This is a genomic window from Micromonospora sp. HM5-17 (assembly GCF_003762835.1).
Lineage (GTDB): Bacteria > Actinomycetota > Actinomycetes > Mycobacteriales > Micromonosporaceae > Plantactinospora.
Genome location: NZ_RJWA01000001.1, coordinates 634,206 through 658,336 on the forward strand (window position 1 = coordinate 634,206; position 24,131 = coordinate 658,336).

The following is a 24,131-nucleotide window of genomic DNA, read 5'->3' on the forward strand; positions in this document are numbered from 1 at the left end:
GGCCGCGGCGAAGCGCGACGCGCCATAACATGAGCGCATTGACGACCTGACCGGTTGATTCGCGGATGGTGGTGCACGACAGATGAGGATCCAGCCCCGTCAGGAGCTCTTGGAAATCTGGGGAGCCACCGTCCGAACGAGCTGGCAGGACGGCAAGTGGCAGTGGGGCGGCCGGGACGGTCCCAATTCGATCAGCGACGCCGAGCAGTTGCTCTGTATTCTCCTGCCGGCCACGCAGGCGGACTTCAGCCTGGACCGTCCGGACGAAACCGCCGACGAAATGATCAAGGCGTTGCGGCCGCTCGGCACCGCCACCCAGATTCCCCGGGTGTTGGTCCAGCTCCTGACCGAGTATTACCAGCGGTACACCGACACATCCGGGACGCCGATCTTCTCCGGACGGACGTATTTCCAGACTGACGGCGCGGAACCGACCGAGCAGCAACTCGACCTCGACATCGTCGACTCGTTCGCGATGTCGATCACCCTGTCCCTGGCGGCCATCGGTTTCGCCCGGGTCTTTCGGACGGCGGTACGCCGTGACGAGGTCCTGCGTGAGATCGACGAACTTGAGGCGATGGCGAGCGCGCGGCTCACCGCCGCGATGGTGGGGCTGCTGCGCAGCTTCGCGGTCAACGTCTTCGACATCGACTCGCCCGAGGGCCAGGCGCTCTGCTCCATGATCAACCAGGGCGACCTGCCGCAGCGGCAGGTCGTCGCCCAACTGCGCCGCCGGCTGCGTCAGACGATCGCCAGCTTCCGCGAGATCCTGATCGGTTCCGGCCAGGTGGCCGACCTGGACAGTCCCAACCGGCTCTTCGAGTGCGGCTGGTCCTGGGGGATCGTCCGGGACGCCCCGGAGGTCGAGACGACCGAGCCGATCGGGAGCCAGCCGGCCGGGGTGGCGCCGGAGGAGCCGTACCTCTACTTCACGGTCATCGCGATCGACGCGATCGAGGAGCTGTTCACCGAGCGGACCCGCATCCTCGGCCTGCTCAACGACGAGCAGCAGCGGCTGGCCCGGGCGCTGCAACTGCGCTGGGACCTGACCCGGACCTACTGGGCGACGGTCGCCACCTTCGGCGACGGTCACCGGTGGCCGCTGGAGGACATCCCGTGGCGGACCACCGACCGCGAGGCGTCGGACTACTACACGCTGCTGGTGACCTCGCTGGCGGTCAAGGGCCTCGTACAGGAGCGGGGCGCCGACGCGGAGCTCAGCCGGATCGGCGCGATCCTGGAGGAGCTGGCCAATCGCGCTCGGATCACCCGGCGTCCGTTCGACCAGGATCCGGCGCTGCACCTGCACGCCCCCGGCGTCGAGCTGAGGTTGCAGCGCAGCGAGCTGCTCGGCGGGCCCACCCTGCGCTGGACGGTGAGCGAGTTCTCGGCACTGCTCCTCCAGCGCACCGCGTACATCGCCGGCCTGCTCAGCGACGCCGACGCGCGGGCACGGCTGCTGGACCTGGCCGACCGGGTCTGGGACCACCTGATCATCCGCCGGCTCGACCGCGGGCCGGCGCGCAGCCTCTGGGACCAGCCGGCGCGGGCGTTCCGCCAGCTCGACACCTACTACGACGCACCCTCGTGGTACTACACCGAACGGGTGGTGCAGTCCCTGGTCACCACCGTCAAGGTCCTGCGCCGGCCACCGCTGCGGAGTGAGCGGTTGACCGAGTACGCGCTGGATCTGCTGAACGAGGCCGAGCACCTCTACGACATGGAACTGCTCAGCGGTACGGCGGAGGGCGGGCCGAAGATCCGGCAGACCCTGCAGGTCGTCCGGCTCAGCCTCCGGCGGGCCCGGGAGATCGTGCACGAGCGTCCCGGCACCGCCGCGTCCCTCGCCGCCACCGCGCTGCTCTCGCTGGACGAGCTCAACGCCGCCCGCAAGGACGTCGCGGAGGCGGGCTGATGCTGATCTTCGCAACCTCGGACAAGGGCGGCACCGGCCGCTCGGTGACCAGCAGCAACATTCTCTACCGGAGTGCGTTGCAGGGTAGCGATGTCTGCTACCTCGACTTCGACTTCGGGTCGCCGACCGCGGGCGCCATCTTCAACATCGCGGCCGTCGCCCACGGCACCACCCGGGGCGGCCTGCACGAATACCTCGACGGCGCGCTGGCCGAGCCGCAGCGGATCGAGGTCTGGGCGGAGTCCGACCGAGCGAGCCTGCGCGAGCGGCCGCCGGGTGCCGGGCGGCTCGTCCTGCTCCCCGGGGACGCCGGCGGCGGGGAGTTCCCGGCCACGCGCGAGCACGTCGAACGCTGCGCCGACCTCTTCCTCCGGCTGGAGGAGGAGTTCGACCTGAGCCTCGTCGACCTCAGCGCCGGACGCTCCTGGGCGACCCAGATGGTCCTCGCCGCCACCGCGATGCCGAAGCTGCGTTCGGTCCGGTGCCGGTGGCTGGTCTTCCACCGCTGGACGCGGCAGCACGTGCTGGCGGCCTCGGGGCTGGTCTACGGCCCGCGGGGCATCCTCGACATCGGCACCCGGGCCGGGCACGACTACGACGAACTGCTCAACTCGCTGCGGTTCGTCCGTACCGCCGTGGTCGATCCGGACTCGCCCGAGCTGGAGGGGCTCAAGCCCGCACAGGTCGCCTGGCTGCGGGAGTGCAACCAGGACCTGCTGGAACTGGCCAGCGTCAGTCGGGTCGGCCGGACGATGCTGATCGGCTCGGTGCCGCTCGACCCCGTGCTGCAATGGCGTGAGCAGCTCATCTCCGACAATGACGTGCACGCTCGCAAGATCGCCAACCTGGAGACGGTCGAGGCCTTCTCGCTGCTGGCGAAGCTCATCGTCGACGACTCGGCCTGGGAGATGCTGTGATGGGACCGGACGTCAGATTCGAGGAGAGCACCGCCCGACGCAGCGTCGAGTCCGTGCCGCTGTCGCACCTCTCCATCGAGCTCGGGCACCTCTACATCGAGGAGTTCGCCGGCGGCGCCGAGCAGCTTCGCCGGCACTTCGCCCGGGTCGTACCGTGGGTCGCGGCGGCCCGGCAGGCCTGCCTGGACCGTACGCCGACCGGGAAGCCCCGGATCAGCACCTGCTTCCTCATCGACGACTACTTCACCCGGTTCAGCACCCCCCGCTTCGTCATGGAACAGGTACGCCAGGCCGCCCAGGACACCGGGTTGGTGATCGATTACTTCGCCCGTGAGGCCGGGTGCGCCCAGGCGGACGACATCCCCCTCGCCGAGCTGGTCCTCACCCAGCTCGTCTCGGACCCGGTCCCGGAGACCACCGGCGACCGACCGCCCACCTCCGAGACGGGCTGGCTCTGCAACGGCAAGCGGTCGCCCTCCTCGGGGCCGGGCCAGGCGATGAGCGCCGGCCGACCCTGGCAGCCTCCGGTGCAGAACGCGGCGAACCGGCACTCGATCTTCCTGGACGTCGAACTCTGGGACTACGAGGAGGACGGACGGAGACGCTGGTCCTGCCCGTTCCTCGCCGCCGTCTGGCAACTGATGCGGATGGGCCTGCTCCGGCACGAGGGCGAGGGGGTGACCAACCCGTACCAGCTCGACGACTGGCCGGACGACTGGGACGACATGCCGGCGGTGGTGAAACTGAACCCGCACGCGGCGCCGTTCAGCGCGTACCGCACCTTCTCGGTACTCGGCTCCCGCTTCCTGTCGGTCGAGCACGCCGTCCGGACGATCCTCAGCCAGGTCTCGATCAGCCCAGCCGTCCTCGACCAGATCCAGACGCGCAGCCGTAACGAGCACATCGATCTGCCGAAGGACCTCGTCGAGCGGGTCGAGTACGTCTTCATCGGCGACTGACCGCACAGGGGCACGGTTGGGTCGGGACGGCGGTCCGGCCGCCGGGGTCGGGGCGTAAGCGGGCATCAGGCGTCCGGCAGGTCGTCGGGGTCGGCATCCGGCAGCCAGGTGAGGACCTGACCGGCCCGGCGCCGGAAGCCCGGGTCCGGATCGTCGCGGGCGAGGTTGACCAGGAGCGCCCGGATCTGTCCGTCGGTGCCGAAGTGGGTGGCGAGCGCCAGCAGGCTGGTGGCCCGGACCGACCAGTCGTGGTCGCGGAGCCGTTCGACGAGGAGCGTCCGTACCTCGGGAAACTCGGCCAGCCGCTCGGCGAGGACGTGCAGCACCTCGCGGCGGACCTGTACCTCCGGATCGTTACCGGCCCGCTCGATCAACAGCTCGCGGACCGTACGGTCGGCGCCGAACTGTTCCCCGAGGATCCGACCCGCCACGATCCGCACCGGCGGGTCCTCGCCGACGGCGCGGGTCATCAGCACCTCGCACTGCTCGACGTCGGTGCCGAGCTGTGCGGCGAGCTGGATCGCCGCCTCCCGGACCAGGTCCGGGTCCGGGTCCAGCCGGATCCGCTCCAGCAGCACCTCGCGGACCTCCGCGTCGATGCCGAAGCTCTGGATCAGCAGCCGTACCGAGGCGAGCCGGACCCGGGGGTTGCCGTCGCCGCGTACCCGGGTGGTCAGCAGGGCGTACACCTCGGGCCGGGGCCCGCCGTGCTGGATCACCGCCGTCGCGGCCAGGGCGAAGACCGTGGCGTCCGGGTCGTGGTGCGCCCGGTCGACCAGGACCTCCTGGATCTCGTCGGAGCCCTGCGGGTGCCGGGTCAGGGCCCGCAACGCGGCCTCCCGGACCCGGGCGTCGCTGTCGGCCCGGGCCCGCTCCAGCACCACGTCCCGGCACTTGAGGTCGCGCCCGACGATGTCGGCAAGGGCGTTGACCGCGGCGAGCCGTACCGAGGCGTCGCGGTCGTCGCGGGCGAGCCCGGCGAGCACGTCGCAGACCGCGGTGTCCATCCCGACCCGCTCGACCAGGGCCTGCGCCGCGGTGAGCCGGATCCGGGCGTCGCTGTCGCCGAGCGCCAGCTCCCCGAGCGCGGCGCCGACGGTCGCGTCGGTGCCGATCTCGTCGGCCAGCGTCCGGGTGGCGAGCAGCCGGACATCACCGTCCTTGTCCTGCCGGGCGGTCGCGACCAGCAGGTCGAGCAGACCCCGGTCGTGGTCGAAGGACTCGACCAGCAGCTGGAGGGCGGTGCGGCGGACGATCTCGTCGGGGTCGGCGTGGGCGCGACTGACCAGCAGATCGCGCACGATGGCGCCGTCCGACCCACGCTCGTCCAACACGGCCCGGGCGGCGGCCCGGAGCACGCCGGGATCGTGGTCGGCCCGGATCCGGTTGACCAGCAGCGTGCGGACCTGGTGGTCGGTGGCGAGCCGGTCGCCGAGAATCCGGACGGAGGTGCGCCGGATGACCGGGTCGGTGTCGTCGTGGGCGCGGCTGGTGAGCAGCGTGCGGACCTGTCGGGTGGCGCCGAAGCGCTCGATCAACACCTGGGCGGCGGCCCGGGTCACCTCGGCGTCGCCGTCGGTGCGCAGGCAGCCGAGCACGACGTCCCGCAGTTCCTCGTCGCCGCCGTACCGGTCGCCGATGGTCTGCACCGCGGCCCGGCGGACGCTGGCGTGCTCGTCGGCGCGGGCACGCTCCCGGAGAAGGTCGCGGACCTGGGGCTCGTCGTGGAACCGTTCGCCGAGGGCCTGGACGGCGGCGAGTCGCACCCCGGCGTAGCCGTCGGCGCGGACGCGGTCGATCAGGAGGTCACGGGCCTCGGGATCGGCGCCGAATCGCTCGCCGAGGGCCTGGACGGCGGCGAGCCGTACCCCGGCGTGTCGGTCGTCGCGGGCTCGGGCGATCAGTCGGGCCCGGGCCCGGGCCGTGGCGGCCTGGTGCGCCGGGCTCTCCCGGGCCGCCGTGGCGAGCTGGGCGACCTCGGCCAAGCCGGCGACCGAGGCGTACGAGGCGGCGCTCTCGCCGAGCCGGCCGAGCATGTCGTCGAAGAGGTCGTCGATGCGCTCGGCCGGAGTGGAGAGGACCGCGGCCAACCGGGCGGCGTGCGTCGACACCGGGCTCCAGACGACCCGGACGCCACGGCGGCGGTACCAGGAGAGGTAGACCTGGCGACCGGGCCAGTTCGGGCCGACCGCCCGGGCGGCGGGAAGGATCTCCTCCTCGATGAGCCGGGCCGTCTCCCGGTCGTCGATCGAGACGCCGTGTTCGAGGAGGAGGACGAGGCGGCGAAGCAGGTCCTCGGCGGGTCGGGCGACGGCGGCGTGCGGGGCCCGGACCTCGGCCAGGCACTGCACCGCGAGGGCGAGGTTCCACGGTGGTGGGTCGAACGCGCCCGGCGGCCAGGTCTGGTTGACCTCGCGGGTCAGCACCTGGATCAGCGCCGCGGTGTGGTTCTCGTGCAGCGCGCCGGCGAGCAGCCGCAGGACCTCCCGCCAGGAGAGGTCGGCCCAGTGCCGGCGGAACAGCTCCTTGAGCTCGTCGAAGGAGAGGACCTGGTCGTGTTGGAACTTCGCCAGGATCGCGTCGGCGCAGAAGAACTCCAGAAAGGTGCGGTGTACGAACCCGTACACCCGCGGGTCGTACCGGCCGAGGATGAAGTTGCGCTCCCGGAACTGGTCGATCATGGCCCGGGCGATGGCGCGGGCCGCCGGGGGATCGCGACGGTAGCGTTCGACCAGGTACCGCTCGAAGACCTCGCAGAGCTCGGCCCGGTCGATCGAGTTCGCGGCCAGCCCGCGGTCGACCGCCTGCATCCGGTACGCCAGCCGGCGCAGCAGTTCCTTCTTGTCCTCGATGTCGAGGAAGTCACCGACCTCGGAGCGGTCGTGCAGGTGCCGGTCGACGTCCCACTGCTGCACCAGCACGGTCGCGGCGTGGTCGTACAGCTTCCATCGCTCCCGGGGCAGCACCTGGTGCTTGCCGACGATCGCCAGGATGGTCAGCAGCAGCGGGTTTCCGGCCAGCTCCCGCATCGCGTGCGAGTGCCGCATCGCCGCCAGGAGCCGGGCGCGTTGCGCGACGGCGTCTTCCGGACGGTCCCGGGTCGCCAGCCGGTACCAGTTCGACAGGAACTCGGCCGTCTGCTCCTCGTCCAGGTCCTGGAGGGTGTAGTGGCTGAATCCGGCGCTGGTCAGGATCCGACGGGAGTAGCCGATGATCCGGGAGGTGACGATCAGCCGCACCTTCGGGTGGTTGGCGGCGAAGTTGGCGATCTGCCGCGCCACCTCCTCGCGGCGGGGTCGGTCGAAGATCTCGTCCAGCCCGTCCAGGATCATCACCGCCCGGCCGTCCTCGCCGAGGTGCCGGAGCAGCGCGGCGCGCTCGATGCCGAGCCCGTCGATTCCGGCCCGGTGGTCCAGGTAGTCGATGAAGCTCTCGCACCGGCCCTCGGCCATCAGGGTGACGTACGACCGCAGCTCGATCAGGAGCGGCAGGTGGCCGGCGAGCGTGCTCAGTCGCTCGTCGGCCGGGCCACCGGCGAGGCTCAGCGCCACGTAGCGGGCGGCCGTCGACTTGCCCGAGCCGGGGTCGCCGAGCAGCACGATCGCCCGTTCCTCCGGCTCGCCGAGGACGTCGAGGAGCCGCCGCAGCGGCTTCGCGTCGTACGACTCCGGCGGCTCCGTCAGGTCTGGTTGGTCCGGCGCCGCCGGCCCGTCGTCGACCCCGGGCCGCCCCGCCGAACGGAGCGGGCGCGGCCACGCCCGGGGCAGCTCGCCCGGTGGCGGATCCTTGCGGACCCACTGCTCGACGAAGATCGACGTCAGGCTGATGCGCAGGTAGTCCTCGGTCTGCTGCTCCGGGGTCAACGCGTCCAGGTCCAGCACCCCGTAGTGCTGACGCAGCCGGAGGAAGTACTGCCGGAGGGTGTCCCGGCTCAACGCCGGCATGCCACCCCCGCTGGTGAAGCCGGCGTCGGTGAGACAGTTGGCCACGGCGGCGGTGACCATCGCGGCCAGCTCGGCGGAGGAGCGGAACGTGCTGCACATGTGCCGCTCCGCCAGCTCGGCGCGAAGCGCTTCGATCTTGTCCGCGTCGGCCCCCCGGTCGATGAAGGTACGCGGCCAGGGCGCCTCCTCGTCGAGGAGGAAGATCAGACAGGGCTTGCCGTGCGCGAGTGCCTCGCGGTACTCCAACTCCGTGATCGAGCGGTCGTACCCGACCGGGATGAAGCCGTACCGCCAGGCGAAGATGCCGACGTAGACGTCGCAGTTGGCGACATCGGCCAGACACCTCTCCAGGGGGCGCCGGTCCTCGGCCACGTACGACTCCATCGCCATGTCCTCGACCCGCAGCCGGCGGAGCGCGAGTTGGACCGCGGCCCGGCACTCCTGGAGATCCCGAAACGTGGCCGACACATAGACCTTGGTCACGGCGGCTCCTTGGGGGCGAGAGCGGCACGTGAGGCAAACGTAGCAACGGTCGGCAAGCCGACCCGGTCGGCGACGGTTTGCGGGATCGAATCATGATGAAATTGCCATCGACCGATCGGCCTCGTGCGCCCCGGTCACGGTGACCCGCGAGCCTGTGGAGGGTTCCATGCTGACTCTGGGCGAGGTCCATACCGGACTGCTGCAGAACTCCACCGCCCTGTCGCTGGACCACACCACCCAGCTTCTCGATCTCCTGGTCGGCCAGCGGGTCCGCCGGTCGGAGCGGCCGATCGCGTACGCGGTCTCGCCCGACCAGCTCACCGGGGTCGACTGCCGCCTCCCCACCGCCTCGGGCCGGGTCACCCGAGGCGTCGGCACGGTGGTGTCACACGCCGCGGTGACCGGCGGGCACGTGGTGCAGGGCTCGACGTACACCCGGCTCGACCGGGCCGCGAGCAACCGGCGGTTGATCTGGTCGCACTACCTGTCCCGGCCGGGCCGGGTGGAGACGATCGGCAAGGTCGACTTCTCGGACGTCGCGCAGGGGTTCCTCTCGCCGGCGCCGCAGCCGCAGACGCTCAACCTCGGCGCGGTCAGCGCCCGGCTGATGGACGTGGTGCAGAGTTCGCCGCGGCTGGACCGGCGCCCGCCGTTTCGGACCAAGCGGACCCGGCTGCGCTGGGCGATCCGGCCGGCACCGGACGCCACCGCGGAGCCCCGGGGGACCTTCCGCGTGGAGTCCGACACGCTGCGAACCCTGGAGTTGACGGCGCCACACGACGACGTGTCGGCGTTGGTCGAACTCTGTGAGGACCTGGCCCTGCACGACTGGCTGCTGACCACGCTGCTCTCGCTGATGGAGTTCAGCCTCACCGGGCCCGGGACCCGGGCGCAGAAGATCGACCGGCTTCGGCCGGCGATCGACTGCCTGCTGCACCTGTGGATGCCGGCGGCCCGGCTCGACGAGTCGGTGCTGCCGGTCTGGCGCGACCTCGAACACCGGCCCGGTTTCACCCGACAGTGGCAGACCTCGGTCACCCGGATCCGCGACCAGGTCACGCTGAGCACGATCGCCCTGCTGGAGGCGCCGGCGCGCTGACCACCGCCGGTGCGGTGGGCTGCGGTGACCCCGGCGGTACGGGTGCCGGGGCCACCGACAGGTTCACTGCCAGCCGCCGGGCAGCCGGGGGGAGAGTTCGCGCCAGGTGTCCGAGCCGACCAGCAGGGCCCGGATCGCCTCGTACGCGGCCTCCTCGCTGTCGAACTCGTAGAACCGGGAGACGCCCTCGGCACCGCCGGTCCGCTGCTCCACGTGCCACCGGTCGGCGTCGGTCCGCAGGTAGACGTCACGTCGTGCCAGGCGCCCCCACTGGCCGTTCCACCAGTGCTTTCGCTGCTCCATGCTCGAGACCTTATCGAACGTACGTTCGATTTGGTTGTCGGGTTGTGAAACTCCCCTGACGGGTGGAACCCGGGTCCGGAGGTGGGCTGCCGGCCGGCACTCCCCGACCGCCCACCCCCGTCGTCCGGCTCAGGGGCGGCGCGCGGCCGGCAGGTGGCCGTACGGGTCGTCGGCGCGGTACCCGGCTCCCGGTGCCGTCCCGGGGGTCCCGCCCGGCCGTTGCCCGGCCGCCCGGTTGGCGGCGACCAGCGCGTCCCGGATCTCGGTCAGCAGCTTGATCTCCTCGCTCGGTACGGGTGGCGGCGCCACCTCGCCCCGGCGCAGCCGCTCGGTGAGCTTGTTCATCGGGAAGACCACAAGGAAGTAGAGGACGGCCGCGGTCATGAAGAAGGTGATCACCGCGTTGACGAAGCCGGCCCAGTCGACGAGGACGCCGTTGGGGAGTTTCCAGGCGCCCGCCCTGATGCCCTCACCGCTACCGACCAGACTGATCAGCGGCTTGAGAAACGAGTTGGTGAACGCGGTGACCATGCCGGTGAACGCCGCTCCGATGACGACGCCGACCGCCAGATCGACGACGTTGCCGCGCATGATGAAGTCTCTGAAACCCTTGAGCATCCGTCTCTCCGTTGGGGTTGCCGATGTCGACGGACAACCTATGTGCCGGCCGGCTCGGCGGATCATCCGGTCGTCACCGCGTGAGGCGCGGCGTCGGCCCCACGATCGGCTTCGTCGGCGGCGCGGCCCGGCTCGTCACATTCGTCGGTCGCGACCGGTGCGGAATAACCGTCTGATTAGGATGCTCCGGCGTGATCATTCTTCAACGATCCATCGGAGTCCTCTTAGGACTGACGGCTGCCCTTGTCCTGCCTGGCATCTCGCCGGCCAGGGCAGACGTGCCTGAGGGAGAGCCGCCCAAAGTAGAGCTCGTCCTCGACGTCAGCGGTTCGATGCGGGCCAACGACATCGGCGGTCGCAGCCGGATCTCGGTCGCCCAACAGGCATTCGGCGAGGTGGTGGACGCGCTGCCGGACGAAACGCACCTCGGTATTCGGGTACTGGGCGCCACCTACCCGGGCAACGACAAAAAGAAGGGCTGCCAGGACACCCAGCAGATCGTGCCGGTCGGCCCGGTCGACCGGGTAAAGGCCAAGAATGCCATCGCCGGGCTGCGCCCGACCGGCTTCACCCCGGTCGGTCTCGCGCTGCGCGCCGCGGCCGAGGATCTGGGCACCGGGGGTACGACCCGACGGATCGTGCTCATCACCGACGGCGAGGACACCTGCGCCCCGCCCGACCCCTGTGATGTGGCGCGGGAACTGGCGGCGCAGGGCATCCGCCTGGTCATCGACACCCTCGGCCTGGCCCCCGACGAGAAGGTACGTCGGCAGCTTGTCTGCATCGCCGCCGCCACCGGCGGGACGTACACCGCCGCCCAGAGCGTGGAACAGCTGACCGACCGGCTCAAGCAGTTGGTGGACCGGGCCAAGGACACCTACACCCGCACCCCGGCCATCGTCGCCGGCTCCGGCGACTGCGCCAAGGCGCCGTTGCTCACCCCCGGCGTCTACACCGACCGCGAGCGGTTCTCCGAGCACCGCTGGTACCGGGTGACGGTCCGGCCCGACCAGGAACTGCGGGCCTCGGTCAGCATCGGGCTGGACCGGCCGCTCAACCGGGATTACGGGGTGCTGCTCCGCGCCGTCGCTCCCGACGGGCGCGAACTCGTCCGCGGTACGGACGCCGGCAGCGGCCGGACGGACGTCCTCTCCGCCGGGCTCCGCTGGTCGGCCACCGAGCCGGACGAGGCGCTGCGTGAGGAGGATGACGACGAGGAGGACGCCGACGACGAGGACGCGCCCGATCCCGTTCTGACCGTCTGCCTGGTGGTGAGCAACTCCTTCTCCGCGCCGGGATCGGTCTCCGCCCAGGCACCGGGTATGCCGATCGAGCTGACCATCGACGTGGTCGAGCGCTCGCCCGCGCCGAACAGTCCCGGTCTCGGCCGGGGCTGGCTGCTGCTCGGCGTGCTGACCGTGGCCGGGCTGGTCACCGGACTGCTGGCCGGTTGGCTGACCCGCTGGTGGGTGGCCACCTGGAGGGAGAACCGATGAGCCTCCGGACGACGAGCCGATCGCGGACGGGACGATCGAGGGGAGGGCGACCGAGGATGGACCGCACGAGGGTGAGCCGATCGAGGATGGGCCGTGGCCTGCTGCGCCGGGCCGCCCCGTCGATCCTGGCCGTCGCCGCCTCCGTGCTGCTGCCGGCCGTACCGGCCACCGCCGCCCCGACGACACCCACCCCCTCGCCCGGAGCCGTGACGGTCACCAAGGCCGGCACCTCGTTCCTGACCGCGACCGCGATCGGGCTTGGACAGCCGGTCAAGGTCCCCGCCTCCCTCGGCGACTACCTGTACTGGTCGTTCCCGGGCTCGGCCGGGGAGACCAACGAGGTCGCGATCACGGTGGCCCTACCCCCCGGCAGCAGCCGGCACGGTGCCGCCACCTGGACGGTCGACGTCTTCGACGGGCTGCGGCGTCGCCAGGCCTGTACCGCGGGAGCCCAGACCCCGACCGCCGGACCCAACGACGCACAGGTGACCCTCGGGTGCAGGCTGCGGACGGTCCGGCCCTGGGCCGAACCGTGGTCCGGCGACCCGCTGCCCGGCACCTACTACGTACGGCTCTCCGTCACGGATCTGCCGGAGGAGGACCTGGGCCTGCCGGTTCGGGTGGAGCTGCTGGTCAGCACGATCGACGACACGGACACCCCGCTCGAGGACGGCGACCTGAAGGCGCCACTGGTACCGGCGACCGAGCCGGGGAAGGTCCTGACGGGCGCCACGCCGGACGCCACCCCCGCGCCGGGCGCCTCGGGCCGGCCGGAGCTGGCCGCCGGCGAGGACGACGACGATGGCTGGTTCGACGGCTGGTTCGAGGGATGGTTCGACGGCTTCTCGTCCCGCTGGATCTGGACCTCCGCCGGCGGCGTGTTGGCCGCGATCGCCGGTGTCGTCGGCTTCGGTCTGACCCGTCGACCCCGACGACCCGTACGCTGACCGGCCTCGCCGGCTCGCGGACCATCGCGACCGGCCCGGACGTCCACCCCCGCGGCGGGCGCCCGGGCCGGTGCGCCGGCTCCTGGTCCCGGGCCGTACCCAGCCCCGGCCGCTCGCGGAGCGTCGGTCAGGCGCGGATCGGAGTGCCCCCGGCCACCGCCTCCTCGACCGAGGGGTAGGTCTGTAGCACCTCCACCAGGCCGCTGACCTCGAGAATCCGCAGTACGCTCCGGCGCGGGGCGGCCAAGCGCACGACACCGCCGGCCTCGTCGGCGTCGGTGCGGGCGCGGACGAAGACGGAGAGGCCGGTCGAGTCACAGAACGTGAGGTCGGTCAGGTCGAAGACCAGCCGGTTCTTCCCCTTGTCGAGCAGATCCGTGATCTGGTCCTGGAGCCCCGGCGCGGTGGCCATGTCGAGTTCGCCCGCGACCAATACGACGACCACGTCGGCACGCTCTTCGGTGTGCACGGTCAGGGACATGTGGGACCTCCTGCTGGGATATCGGTCGAACGTACTCCCATCCGGTCCGCGACGCACCCTCGACCAACGGCGGGCTCGCGGGGAGACGGCGTGACCGCCCGTCGCCCGGCCCGGTCACCTCGTGCCCTCGGCGTACCTGCTCCAGCCGGGCTACGCACCGGTCCGCGGCGACGCTCCGCACGACCGGTCACCCACGGGCGTGGCCGTACCGGATCTGACACACCCGGGACCCGGGTTCGCCGCTTCGGGTGGTTCGTCGAGACGGACCATCCGGTGGTCCCGCCCGTGCAGCCCGCCGTAGAGTTCTGGGCCCCAGGCCAGGGCGATCAGTCCGGCAGCGACGCAGCAGCAGGAGAGCAGTGCCGCGACGATGCCGAGCAGGAACCACCACCGACGGTCGCCCGGCTGGCCGAACTCCGGTACGACGGTGCCCGGCCTGGGTCTCTCCCGGGGCGGATTCGGCGGGTTTCCCTGCCCCGCGGTGTGCGCCGGCCAGGACACGGGGTGCGGATATCCGCTCAGCGGCGGCGTGCTGGCCGGTGTTTCCGGGGTGGACCAGTCCGGGGCGTCCACCGACCGTCCCGCCAGGGGGTCGGCCACCGGCTCCTGGTCCGGCCCCTCCGGCGGCGCCGGGTCGATCGCCCACTCCCACGAGCGGACGCCCGGCTCCGGTCCCGGCTCGCCGGGCGGTGTGGCCGGCTGGCCGGGCCGTCGCTCCCCGCCCGGCCCGGCGTCGGGTTCGCGGTTGGGCACCGCGCTCCGCCCGGCGTCGGGTGGGACGCCCGGTTCGGGGGCCGCCTTGGCGCCGGGGCCGGCAGCCCGTGCGGGGCTCGGCTCGCCGGCCGGTCCGTCGCCGTGCTCGTCGGGCTGCCTGCCGGGCTCCGGGAACCCGGCGGCTCTGCCACCGTCCGACGGTCCGTCGGACCCGGCACCGGGCTGGTGCGGATCCTCGCCGGACTGCTCGGGCCTGGTCATCGCGGTCCCCGTGTCGTCGGTACGCCTTGAGAAGATATTAGGCTTTGGTCGGAATAGTCCCGGTAGGGATCGTCATTCGGACCACCGGCGGCGACGAAGTGGCGGCGCCGCCGGTGGCAGGATGGCGGCGTGGATCTCGTGACCCTCGGCGACGTCCAGCAGGCGGCGGACGACCTGGTCGGCGTCGCGGTACGTACCCCGCTGCTGCGCTGTCCCTGGGACGAACGGCTCTGGGTCAAGCCGGAGAGCCTGCAACCGGTCGGCTCGTTCAAGCTCCGCGGTGCGACCCACGCGGTGGCCCGGCTCGACCCCGCGCGGCGGGCCAGGGGCGTGGTCACGCACTCCTCGGGGAACCACGGACAGGCCCTGGCGTACGCCGCCCGGGTGCACGGCGTGCCGTGCACCGTGGTGATCCCGGAGGGCGCTCCGGAGATCAAGATCGAACGGGTACGGGCGCTCGGCGCCGAGGTCCGGATGGTCCCACCGGCCGAGCGGCTGGCCGCCGCCGAGCGGATCGCCGCGGAGCAGGGGCGGACGCTGATCCCGCCCTTCGACGACCGCCGGATCATCGCCGGTCAGGGCACCATCGGGGTCGAGATCGTCGAGGACCTGCCCGAGGTCGACGTGGTGCTGGTCCCGGTCGGCGGTGGCGGGCTCGCCTCCGGAGTCGCCACCGCGGTCAAGGCGCTGTGTCCGACGACCGCGGTGATCGGGGTCGAGCCGGAACTGGCGGCCGACGCCCGGGACTCGCTGACCGCCGGGGAGCTACGGATCTGGGAGCCGGCCCGGACCTACCGGACGAGCGCCGACGGGCTGCGGACCAACCTCTCCGCGTTGACCCTCGCCCACCTGCGGGAACGGCTGGACGGCATCGTCACGGTGAGCGAGGACGAGATTGCCGCGGCCACCGCCCGGCTGGTCCGGCACGTCCGGCTGGTCGTCGAGCCGAGCGGTGCGGTCGCGACGGCGGCCCGGATGTTCCACGCCGCCGAGCTGCCCGCCGGCCGTACGGTGGCGGTCGTCAGCGGCGGGAACGTCGACCCGGCCGTGCTCGTCGCGGCGGTGACCCGGCCCGAGCCGGCCTGACGGTGTGCCGGGCGGTGAGTCGGCCCGGACCGGCGTGACGCGGTCCCGGGCGGTGAGTTGGCCCGCGCCGGTACGACGCCGGCCTCGACGGGCGGCGCCGCGGATCCGGCGCGGCGCCGCCCGGGGTGTGGTCGGACGGGGTGTGGTCGGTCGGCGACGAGCGTGGGGCCGGAGGAGGGAGCGGCCGGCCTCAGCCGCGTCGCCACTTCTGGTTCGCCCCGCCGGTGCACTCCCAGAGCTGGAGCTTGGCGCCGTTGGCCGAGTTCCAGTCCCGTACGTCGACGCACTTGTTCGCCTGTGGGTTCACCAGGTCACCGGCGGCGCTGAGCACGAACTGCTGGGCCGGGTTGCCGTTGCAGCCGACGATCTGGATGTTGGCGCCGTTCGCGGTCGAACCCCAGGCCACGTCCATGCACTTGCCCATCGCCCGTACCGTGCCGTCGGTGGCGAACGTCCACTGCTGGGCGACGGCGCCGTTGCAGTCCCAGATCTGCAACTGGGTGCCGTCGGCCGGGTTCGCCCCGGGGATGTCGATGCACTTGTTGGCGTACCCGATGATCGCGCCGGTGGTGCCGGGGTTGCCGCCACCCGTGTTCCAGGCCCAGACCCGGACGTAGTCGACCAGCATCTGCTGCGGGAACGTGGTGGTGGCGTCCGGGTAGCCGGGCCAGTTACCGCCGACCGCGACGTTCATGATCATGAAGAACGGGTGGTCGAAGACCCAGGGGTTGCCACGCAGGTCCGCCGGGGTCTTGCGGGCGTACTGAATGCCGTCGACGTACCAGGTGACCGAGTCCGGCGCCCAGTCGACCGCGAAGGTGTGGAAGGCGTCGGCGAAGTTCCCGCTCGGCAGCGTGTAGGAGCTGCTGATCGCGTTGCCGCCGGAGTAGCCGGGGCCGTGTAGCGTGCCGTACACCCGGTTTGGCTCACGGCCGATGTTCTCCATGATGTCGATCTCGCCGCGGTCCGGCCACGGCAGGCCACCGAGCATCCAGAACGCCGGCCAGATCCCCTGCCCGCGCGGAATCTTGATCCGTGCCTCGAACCGGCCGTACGTCTGGGTGAAGGTGTTGGCGGTGAGCAGCCGCGCCGAGGTGTACTCGCAGCGGCCGTAGTGACATTGGTAGTTGGCCGGGTTCTCCCGGCGGGCGGTGATCACCAGGTTGCCGTTGCCGTCGTGCGCGGCGTTGCTGGTGCTGTCGGTGTAGTACTGCCGCTCGTTGTTTCCCCAGCCGCCGCCGCCGATGTCGTGCCGCCACTTGTTCGGGTCCGGCGGGGTGCCCGCCGGGGCGTTGAACTCGTCACTCCAGACGAGCGCGCCGGGTTCCGCGCTGGCCGGGCTGGTCGGGGTGGCCACCAGCGTCGCGGCCAGGCCCATGCCCAGCAGGGCCAGGACCAGGGGGGGTCGTCGCACACGCATGTAGATGGTTGTATATCACCGCCCGATTTCTGACAAGGTTCCTAACTGAAAACCTCGGTCTTCTTAACTAAAACCTGCGGTACGGCGTCGCTGGCGTCTCGGCCGACCTTGCCGGCCGGAATCGTCGAGGTGGGCCGACACCACGGCGGAGCGGGGCCGACCGCGGTACGGCGGGGAGGCCTCCGCCGTACCGCCACCTCCCACCGGGCCGCGCGTCCCACCGGACAGACGAGAGAGGGCCGGGGCGGATCGACGTATCCCCACCGGTCAGCGACGCGGCCGGGGTGGCCTGATCCGTACCCGCTGCGTCGGCTGGCGCTCGATGTCGTCGAGCTGTGCGCGGATCGTCTGCCGCAACTCGTCGTAGTCGTGGAAGCGGTGGTCGTGGAACAGGGTGTAGCCGCTCCACATCAGGTTGGCGCAGACCTGCGCCGGCACCCGGCCGGTCGCCGCACCCAGGCCGACCAGTGCCACCGACCGGATGCTGTCCGGCTCCGTCTCGTTCTGCAAATGGATCGCCTGGAACGCGGCGGCGCAGGCCAGCGCCACGTTCAGCGTCGCGCTCACGTCCTGGGCCGGCCGCACCATCGTCGGCGTCGAGATCACGAACTTCGGGTTGGCCGCCCCGGACGGTACGCAGACCGCGCTGCCCACCGGCAGCGACCCACCGAACCGGTCACGGATCGCCCGCTGCACCCGGAGCTGAATTCCCGGCCCGAGGTACCGCTTGATAACCGCGTCGACCCCGCCGTCCATCCGGCCGCGCGAGTTCGTCGGGCTGACCCAGGCGTCGACGTGCTGGTCGAGAATGGACCCCTGGTGGATCTCGACCTCGGGAGTGTCGGCGAACGCCGAACGCCACGCCTCCACCACCCGCGGGTTGATGTCGGTCAGCACCACCTTGAGCTGCGGCTTCACCTGCCTGTCGGTCATCGGCTCAGTCTGCTGCGTGTCGCTCGTCGCCTCAGCTTGTTGCCTGTTGGTCATGACTCACTCCGGCTCGCGGGGATGCGTGCTTCCAGCGGCCACGGAAGCTACCAGGGCGCCCCGACACCCGGATGTGGTCGGAGGGGTGCCCTATCTTTCCCGGCGACCCCGATCGGCGACGGGTCGGCCATCCGGCCGTGCGTCGCGACGATCACCCACCCAGCGTTCGCGCCGACGTCCGACAACGCGACGACCGCCGACAGCCCAGCCGGGAGTCTGTGATGAGCGACAACACCGCAACCACCCCGTCCGACCCGAACGACCCGCTGGACCTCGCCCCACTCTTCGCGGGTGGCGGGGAGCCGTGGCTTCCGCTGCTGAAGCCGGTCATCGAGGCACAGCCGGCGGCGGAGACGTTCATCGGCCCGAACCGCAGCCCGCAGGTCGTCCCCGTCCGGGAGCTGACCTTCCAGGCGCTCAAGCCCCACCCACCGCACAGGTGGAAGGTCGTCGTCTTCGGCCAGAACCCGTACCCGCGGCCGGAGAGCGCCACGGGTATCGCGATGTTCGACAACACCTTCCACCACTGGGACGACAGCCAGTTCGGCCGGGTCGTCAGCATCCGCTGCATCATCAAGGCGGCGGCGATGTGGAAGTACGGCATCCCCAAGAAGACGCCGATCGCCGACATCCGGGCCCTGCTGCGCGAGCACAACACCGTGCAGCCGCCGGAGTGGTTCCAGGCGATGCTCACCCAGGGCGTCCTGCTGCTGAACGCGGCCCTCACCGCCAGCAGCGACGGGGCGATGGCCACCGACGCGCACACCGCGTTCTGGCGGCCGGTCGTCGAAGCCGTGATCGAGGAGATCCTGAAGGCCAAGCAGGACGCCGACGAGCCGGACCGGGGTGTGGTGTTCGCCTGGTGGGGCGCGCACGCCCGCGGCCTGAAGAGCGTCGTGGCCAGGCTCCAGAAGAAGTACCCCGGGGTGCGGGTCCGGCACCTCGACCACGCCAACCCGGCGGCACAGGGCGACATCTTCTGCGACGGCGACCACTTCGCGATGGTGAACGCGGCGCTCGCGGCGCTCGGCGCCGACGAGATCGACTGGCTGCCCAGCGTGGGGTGGAGCGAGGCCGCGGCGCAGGCCGGCGGGCCGGACGTGGAGACGGCCAACCGGATGGGGGCGTTCATCGCCTCCACAATGGAGCTGCACCAGCTCTACCTGGAACGGCTCGCCAGCGTCAAGGACGAGGGTCTGGTCCTCCCGGCGATCACCGGTGTCTTCGACACCCCGCTGATGAACTTCCGGGAGGCGATCGCCCCGGTGACGAAGGTGCTCTCCGGTCTCGACTGGTACGTCACGGAGTCGCACGAGTTCGCCACGAGGCGGGCGGAAGAGACCACCGTCGGCCTCTCCGCCGACGAGATCGCCGCGCTCTACCTCTACACCTGCGAGTCGGCGTTCTACCGGCAGCTCAACGCCACCCTGCGGGACCCCGACCGCGGCAAGGTGGTGCCGTACCTGCCGTACCTGCGGCTGCTCTTCTCGGCCGTGTCGCGGCTGCCGGTCCGCACCGAGCCGCTCTGGCGCGGGGTGTCGCTCGACCTGCGGTCGCAGTACCCGGTCGGCCGGACCGTGACCTGGTGGGGCGTCTCCTCGTGCACCTCAAAGTTGAGCGTGGCCAAGGCGTTCCTCGGCCGTCGCGGCCGACGGACCCTCTTCGAGGTACGTCCCGTACGGGCCGTGGGAATCCGGCAGTTCTCCGCGTTCACCGACGAGGAGGAGTACATCCTCGCGCCCGGCACCCAGCTCACCGTCACGGACGTGCTGACCGAACGCGGCGGGCTCTGCACCGTGCGGCTGACCGAACTCGCCGAGCCGGGCCTGGTGAGGTGAGCGGCGTCAGGGGGCCGCGCGGGTCGGGTCCCGTCCGCCCGGCCCCCTGACGATCACTCCCGGATTCCGAAGCGGTCGAGGATCCAGGCGGTGATGAACGCCTCCTCCTTCCAGGAGTCGTACCGGCCGCTCGGGCCGCCGTGCCCGGCGCCCATCTCGGTCTTCAGCAGGTAGTCGCCGTCCGGAGCGACGGCGCGCAGCCGCGCGATCCACTTGGCCGGCTCGTGGTACAGGACGCGGGTGTCGTTGAGGCTGGTCACCGCGAGGATCGCCGGGTAGTCCTGCGCGGTGACGTTCTCGTACGGCGAGTACGACTTCATGTACGCGTACACCTCGGGATCCTCCAGCGGGTTGCCCCACTCCTCCCACTCCGTGACGGTGAGCGGCAGTGACGGGTCGAGGATCGAGGTGAGCGGGTCGACGAACGGCACCTGGGCGACGATCCCGCAGAAGGCGTCCGGCGCCAGGTTCGCCACCGCCCCCATCAGGAGCCCACCGGCCGAGCCGCCCCGGGCGACGAGCCGGTCCGCCGACGTCCAGCCCGCCTTCGCGAGGTGTCGGGCGGCGGCGACGAAATCGGTGAAGGTGTTCTTCTTGGCCAGCAGCTTGCCGGTCTCGTACCACCGGCGTCCCAGCTCGCCGCCGCCCCGGACGTGCGCGATCGCGAAGACCACGCCCCGGTCCAGCAGGGAGAGCCGGGGGATCGAGAACCAGGGGTCCATGCTGGCCTCGTACGAGCCGTAGCCGTAGAGCACACAGGGGGCCGAGCCGTCCCGGGGGGTGCCGGCCCGGCAGACCAGCGAGATCGGCACCCGGGTGCCGTCGTCGGCGACCGCCCAGTCCCGGTGCTGCTCGTACCGGGCCGGGTCGAAGCCGCCGAGCACCGGCTTGCGCTTGCGCAGCACCATCTGCCGGGTCACCAGGTCGTAGTCGTAGACGGAGTCCGGGGTGACCATCGAGGCGTAGTGCAGCCGGATCGTGCTGGTGTGGTACTCCGGGTTGCTGTCCAGCCCGACGCTGTAGAGCGGCTCGGGGAAGTCGATGTCGTAGGAGTCGCCGGTGCCGTCCGGCAGCACCCGGATCCCGGTCAACCCGCCGGTTCGCAGCGACACGACGATGTGGTTGGCGAAGGCGTCCACCGCCTCCAGCCGGGTGCCGGGAGAGTGCGGTATCAGCGGCACCCAGTCCCCGGGGTGGTCCGCCGAGGTGTACGCGAGCGCGAAGTCCTCGGCGCCGTCGTTGTGCAGGATCAGGAACCGGTGGCCGTGGTGCTCGATCGAGTATTCGACGCCCTGCCGGCGCGGCGCGATGACCGCCGGTTCGGCGGTCGGGTTGTCCGCCGGGATGACCCGCACCTCGCTGGTGATCTTGCTGTGGGAGTCGATGACGACGAACCGCTCGGAGCGGGTCAGCCCGACGCCGACCCAGAAGCGCTCGTCGCGCTCCTCGTAGACGATCTGGTCGTCCGACGCCGGGGTGCCGACCACGTGCCGCCACACCCGGTACGGCCGCCAGGCGTCGTCGACGGTCAGGTAGAACAGCGTCGAGCCGTCGGCGGACCAGGCGCTGCCGTAGAACGTCTCCGGCACCTCGTCGGCGAGTACCTCGCCGGTCCGCAGGTCCTTCACCCGCAGCGTGAACCGCTCGTTGCCGGCGAAGTCCGTGGAGTACGCGAGCCACCGGCCGTCCGGGCTGACGTCGAAGGTCCCCAGGGCGAAGAAGTCGTGCCCCTCGGCGAGCTGGTTGCCGTCGAGCAGGATCTCCTCACCCTCCAGCGGCGCGCCGTCGGCCGGCATCGGCGGGTCCGTCTCCCCGTCTCGGACCGCGCGCCGGCAGTGGATGCCGTACTGCTGTCCCTCGACCGTGCGGGTGTAGTACCAGTACCCGCCCTTGCGGGTGGGCACCGAGAGGTCGGTCTCCTGGGTGCGGGTCTTCGTCTCGGTGAACAGGGTTTCCCGCAGCGTGGCCAGCTCGGCCGTCCGCTGCTCGGTGTAGGCGTTTTCGGCGGTCAGGTACGCGATGGTCTCCGGGTCGTCCTTCGCGGCGAGCCAGGCGTACTCGTCGATCACCGTGTCGCCGTGGTGGGTGCGCTCGGTCGGCACCCGCTTGGCGACCGGGGCGGCGGTCCTCTCAGTGTTCACCCGGTCACGTTACCGCCCGGAGCGGCACCCGGTCGCGCCCCGGCACGGGCCGCGATTCGGTCCCCCTGGGAGCGGTGCCGTCCGAGCCGAGGCGGTGGCGCCGGCGACCGGCGCCGGGTCCGGCTCAGCCGGCCGTGTCGTTGCGGAGCACCAGGATCGCGATGTCGTCCCGCGGCGACTCGACGGAGAAGCCGATCACCGCCGACCGAAGACGCGCCGCCACCACCTCGGCCGAGTAGCCGGCCAGCGGAACCGCCGCGGCCCGGAGCCGGTCGAGGCCGAAGAGTTCCCGGCCGCGCCGCCGCTCGGTGACCCCGTCGGTGAAGAAGATCAGCGCGTCACCCGGATCCAACCGCAGCTCCGTCGCCGGGGAGGTGACCGAGTCGAGCAGGCCGAGCGCCGTACCGCCGGTGCCGACGAACGAGGCGCGCCCGTCGCTGCGGAGCAGCAGCGGCCGGTCGTGCCCGGCCAGGTGCAGCGTGACGTGCAAGTGTCCACTCGGGTCGCGCTGCACGGCGGCGAGCGCCAGCGTGCAGTACCGGCCATGGCCCCGTTCGACCAGCGTCTCGTTGAGCCGGGTCAGCGCGTCCGGCAGCGGCCGGCCATCGCCGACCAGCACCCGGATCACGTCCCGGACCAGGCCGGTCACGGCCGCCGCCTGCACGCCCTTGCCGGAGACGTCGCCGATCACCACCAGCCAGCGGTCGTCAGCCAGCGGCACGACGTCGTAGAAGTCGCCGCCAACGTCCGCGGCGTCGCCGGTCGGGACGTACTCGGCGCCGAGGCCGATGCCGTCGACGACCGGGAGGACCGGTGGCAACAGCGACTGCTGGAGAGTCTGGGCGACCTTGCGCCGCTCGTCGTGGATCCGGGCGTTCTCGATCGCCAGCGCGGAGCGGCGGGCCACGTCCTCCAGCACGGCGATCTCGTCGGGGTCGTGCCGGTGCCGCTGGTGACGGCCGACCGAGAGGGTGCCGAGCCGCTGCCCCCGGGCGATCAGGGGTACGGCGATGCCATCCAGCGGCGCCCCGATCGGCACCTGGCCCGGGCCGCGGCCCGCCTCGCGCAACCGGGCCTGCACCGAGTCGGGTCCCTCCTCCCGGAGCATCTTGTGCAGCTCGGGCAGCATCGTCTCGTCGGCGTGGATCGCGGCCGCCAGCCGCAGCCGCCCCCACTCGTCGATGGTGTGCACCGCGCACCACTGGCCGAGCCGGGGGACCACGAGCTGGGGGATCAGCGCCATGGTCAGGTCGACGTCGAGCGACTGGGCGAGCAGCTCGCTCGCCTCGGCGAGGAAGGTGAGCCAGGTCTGGCGACGGATGTCGGCCCGGCGCAGCCGGTCGTTCTCCAGGTGCAGGGAGAGGCGTTCGGCGACCAGCGCGGCGAGCGGACGGGCGTACCCGGAGGGGGCAGCGTCCAGTTCGAGTTCCCCCGCGTACGGCCGGTGCACGGTCAGCGGCACCCGGAGCAGTTCGTCGCCGGGGCGGGGCTGCCGGCCGTACCGGGCGAGGAGCTGCCAGCCCGCCCCGTCGCCCCGGTCGAGCCGGATCGCGCCGCCGGCCGCGCCCACCATGTCCCCGACCCGCACCAGGAGGTCGGCGGCGAAGGTGGGGAGCGGGTCGTCGGCGTACGGGTCCGGGGAGGTCTGCATCAACGCGCTCATCGCGCCGGCGGTCGGCGCGGAGGGGGCCGGCCCTGGGGAGCTGGCGGAGCCGGCGCTCGGGACCCCGGGTGGCACCGGGTCGTCCGGCCGGTTGTCGCCCCGGGCGTGCCCCTTGCGGTCCAGCCGGAACCAGACACCCTTGCCGGTGGCCTGGTGGGTGGTGCCCCAGCGACTGGCGAAGTGGTCGACGAGGAGCAGGCCGCGGCCGCGTTCCGAGACCTGCGAGATGTCGGTCAGGTCGTTGCGGGGGCGGGCGGTCACGTCGTCGATCGGCCCGGCCGCGAAGTCGGAGACGGTGACGGTGAGGCCGGAGCGGTCGGCCACGACCTCGATGTCCAGTTCGGTACGGGCGTGCTCGATGGCGTTGGTGGAGAGCTCGGTGGTGAGCAGCAACGCCTCGTTGAGGAGTTCTTCCAGCCCCACCTCGGTCAACACCGACCGGACCAGGGCGCGGGCGGCTGCGGGGGTGCGCCGGTCGGCCGGGAGACGGACCCGGCGTACCTGCCCGTCGGCCCTGCCCGGCACCGCCCCGTCCGTCGCCGTCGACACCCTCTGACTCCTCCACCGCCTCAAATTCGAGATCCAAGTAACACTATCCGGGCGACACGACTATCTGGCCCGGTTGCGGCGCGGGCCGGCGAGATCCCTCCTCTCCGAGTCGAAGTCTGCCTGACTCGCGCATGATGTCGGTTTCCGTCGCGGTCCTGCCGCGGTCCTGCCGTGGTCCTGCCGTGGTCCTTCCGCAGGTTGGCATCGATGAGCGGGCTGCGGCGAGGGGTGGCAGTTTCCGGGTGAAAGGCACCATGATGAGGTGTCGCGCCGGGGCGGGAACCGCGGGCGCCCTGGCGACGCGGCCGGG

17 protein-coding genes are annotated in these 24,131 nt (G+C 71.7%); 8 read left to right on the plus strand and 9 right to left on the minus strand.

What is annotated here, in order from left to right; translation table 11 throughout:
• Positions 1-82 precede the first annotated feature (82 nt).
• The 3 genes from EF879_RS02910 to EF879_RS02920 are packed head-to-tail and all read left to right on the plus strand — an operon-like array spanning position 83 to position 3,791.
• Positions 83-1,915, plus strand: a complete 1,833-nt coding sequence (locus tag EF879_RS02910; protein ID WP_123554336.1) for an SCO2524 family protein — start codon at positions 83-85, stop codon at positions 1,913-1,915.
• The gene (locus tag EF879_RS02915) at positions 1,915-2,832 is read left to right on the plus strand and encodes an SCO2523 family variant P-loop protein (RefSeq protein ID WP_123554338.1); all 918 of its coding nucleotides are present in this window, start codon (positions 1,915-1,917) and stop codon (positions 2,830-2,832) included. Before EF879_RS02910 ends, EF879_RS02915 begins: the two co-directional genes overlap by 1 nt.
• Entirely contained in the window at positions 2,832-3,791 is a 960-nt protein-coding gene (locus tag EF879_RS02920) for an SCO2522 family protein (RefSeq protein WP_123554340.1), read from the plus strand. Before EF879_RS02915 ends, EF879_RS02920 begins: the two co-directional genes overlap by 1 nt.
• Before the next feature lie 65 nt (positions 3,792-3,856).
• Here EF879_RS02920 and EF879_RS02925 read toward each other — a convergent pair whose 3' ends face one another.
• A complete protein-coding gene (locus tag EF879_RS02925; RefSeq protein WP_123554342.1) occupies positions 3,857-8,218 on the minus strand; it encodes a HEAT repeat domain-containing protein in 4,362 nt (1,453 codons plus the stop codon).
• 166 nt (positions 8,219-8,384) lie between these two features.
• Here EF879_RS02925 and EF879_RS02930 point away from each other — a divergent pair, with 166 nt between their 5' ends.
• Positions 8,385-9,317, plus strand: coding sequence for an SCO2521 family protein (locus EF879_RS02930; protein ID WP_148086343.1), 933 nt, complete (start codon positions 8,385-8,387; stop codon positions 9,315-9,317).
• Between the two features lie 63 nt (positions 9,318-9,380).
• Here the strand turns inward: EF879_RS02930 and EF879_RS02935 are convergent, their stop codons facing one another.
• Together EF879_RS02935 and mscL are read right to left on the minus strand one after the other, a co-directional pair.
• Positions 9,381-9,620 (minus strand): hypothetical protein, encoded by a 240-nt coding sequence (locus EF879_RS02935; protein ID WP_123554346.1) that lies wholly within the window; start codon positions 9,618-9,620, stop codon positions 9,381-9,383.
• A 129-nt stretch (positions 9,621-9,749) separates the two neighbouring features.
• The gene (gene mscL, locus EF879_RS02940; RefSeq protein ID WP_123554348.1) at positions 9,750-10,238 is read right to left on the minus strand and encodes a large conductance mechanosensitive channel protein MscL; all 489 of its coding nucleotides are present in this window, start codon (positions 10,236-10,238) and stop codon (positions 9,750-9,752) included.
• Between the two features lie 191 nt (positions 10,239-10,429).
• Here mscL and EF879_RS02945 point away from each other — a divergent pair, with 191 nt between their 5' ends.
• The gene (locus tag EF879_RS02945) at positions 10,430-11,734 is read left to right on the plus strand and encodes a VWA domain-containing protein (protein WP_123554350.1); all 1,305 of its coding nucleotides are present in this window, start codon (positions 10,430-10,432) and stop codon (positions 11,732-11,734) included.
• Positions 11,735-11,820: 86 nt separating this feature from the next.
• The gene (locus tag EF879_RS02950; protein WP_233604237.1) at positions 11,821-12,681 is read left to right on the plus strand and encodes a peptidase; all 861 of its coding nucleotides are present in this window, start codon (positions 11,821-11,823) and stop codon (positions 12,679-12,681) included.
• A 127-nt stretch (positions 12,682-12,808) separates the two neighbouring features.
• Here the strand turns inward: EF879_RS02950 and EF879_RS02955 are convergent, their stop codons facing one another.
• Both EF879_RS02955 and EF879_RS02960 read right to left on the minus strand, forming a co-directional pair.
• Positions 12,809-13,162, minus strand: a complete 354-nt coding sequence (locus tag EF879_RS02955; protein ID WP_123554352.1) for an STAS domain-containing protein — start codon at positions 13,160-13,162, stop codon at positions 12,809-12,811.
• A gap of 150 nt (positions 13,163-13,312) precedes the next feature.
• Positions 13,313-14,137 carry a hypothetical protein gene (locus EF879_RS02960; RefSeq protein ID WP_123554354.1) on the minus strand — a complete coding sequence of 275 codons (825 nt, stop codon included), beginning with the start codon at positions 14,135-14,137 and terminating at the stop codon, positions 13,313-13,315.
• 129 nt (positions 14,138-14,266) lie between these two features.
• On the opposite strand from EF879_RS02960, the gene EF879_RS02965 reads away from it, so the two are divergent.
• Positions 14,267-15,223 carry a threonine/serine dehydratase gene (locus EF879_RS02965; protein WP_123554356.1) on the plus strand — a complete coding sequence of 319 codons (957 nt, stop codon included), beginning with the start codon at positions 14,267-14,269 and terminating at the stop codon, positions 15,221-15,223.
• Positions 15,224-15,413: 190 nt separating this feature from the next.
• Here the strand turns inward: EF879_RS02965 and EF879_RS02970 are convergent, their stop codons facing one another.
• The gene (locus tag EF879_RS02970; RefSeq protein WP_123554358.1) at positions 15,414-16,643 is read right to left on the minus strand and encodes a glycoside hydrolase family 16 protein; all 1,230 of its coding nucleotides are present in this window, start codon (positions 16,641-16,643) and stop codon (positions 15,414-15,416) included.
• A gap of 267 nt (positions 16,644-16,910) precedes the next feature.
• Positions 16,911-17,576: a macro domain-containing protein gene (locus tag EF879_RS02975; RefSeq protein ID WP_123554360.1), complete on the minus strand. Its 666-nt coding sequence runs from the start codon at positions 17,574-17,576 to the stop codon at positions 16,911-16,913.
• 275 nt (positions 17,577-17,851) lie between these two features.
• Between EF879_RS02975 and EF879_RS02980 the strand changes: the two genes are divergently transcribed.
• On the plus strand, positions 17,852-19,468 hold the full coding sequence (locus EF879_RS02980) for an ADP-ribosyltransferase domain-containing protein (RefSeq protein WP_123554362.1): 1,617 nt from the start codon (positions 17,852-17,854) through the stop codon (positions 19,466-19,468).
• A gap of 53 nt (positions 19,469-19,521) precedes the next feature.
• On the opposite strand, the gene EF879_RS02985 is transcribed toward EF879_RS02980, so the two are convergent.
• Positions 19,522-21,609, minus strand: coding sequence for a S9 family peptidase (locus tag EF879_RS02985; RefSeq protein WP_123554364.1), 2,088 nt, complete (start codon positions 21,607-21,609; stop codon positions 19,522-19,524).
• 124 nt (positions 21,610-21,733) lie between these two features.
• Positions 21,734-23,821: a SpoIIE family protein phosphatase gene (locus EF879_RS02990; protein WP_123554366.1), complete on the minus strand. Its 2,088-nt coding sequence runs from the start codon at positions 23,819-23,821 to the stop codon at positions 21,734-21,736.
• Between the last annotated feature and the right edge of the window lie 310 nt (positions 23,822-24,131).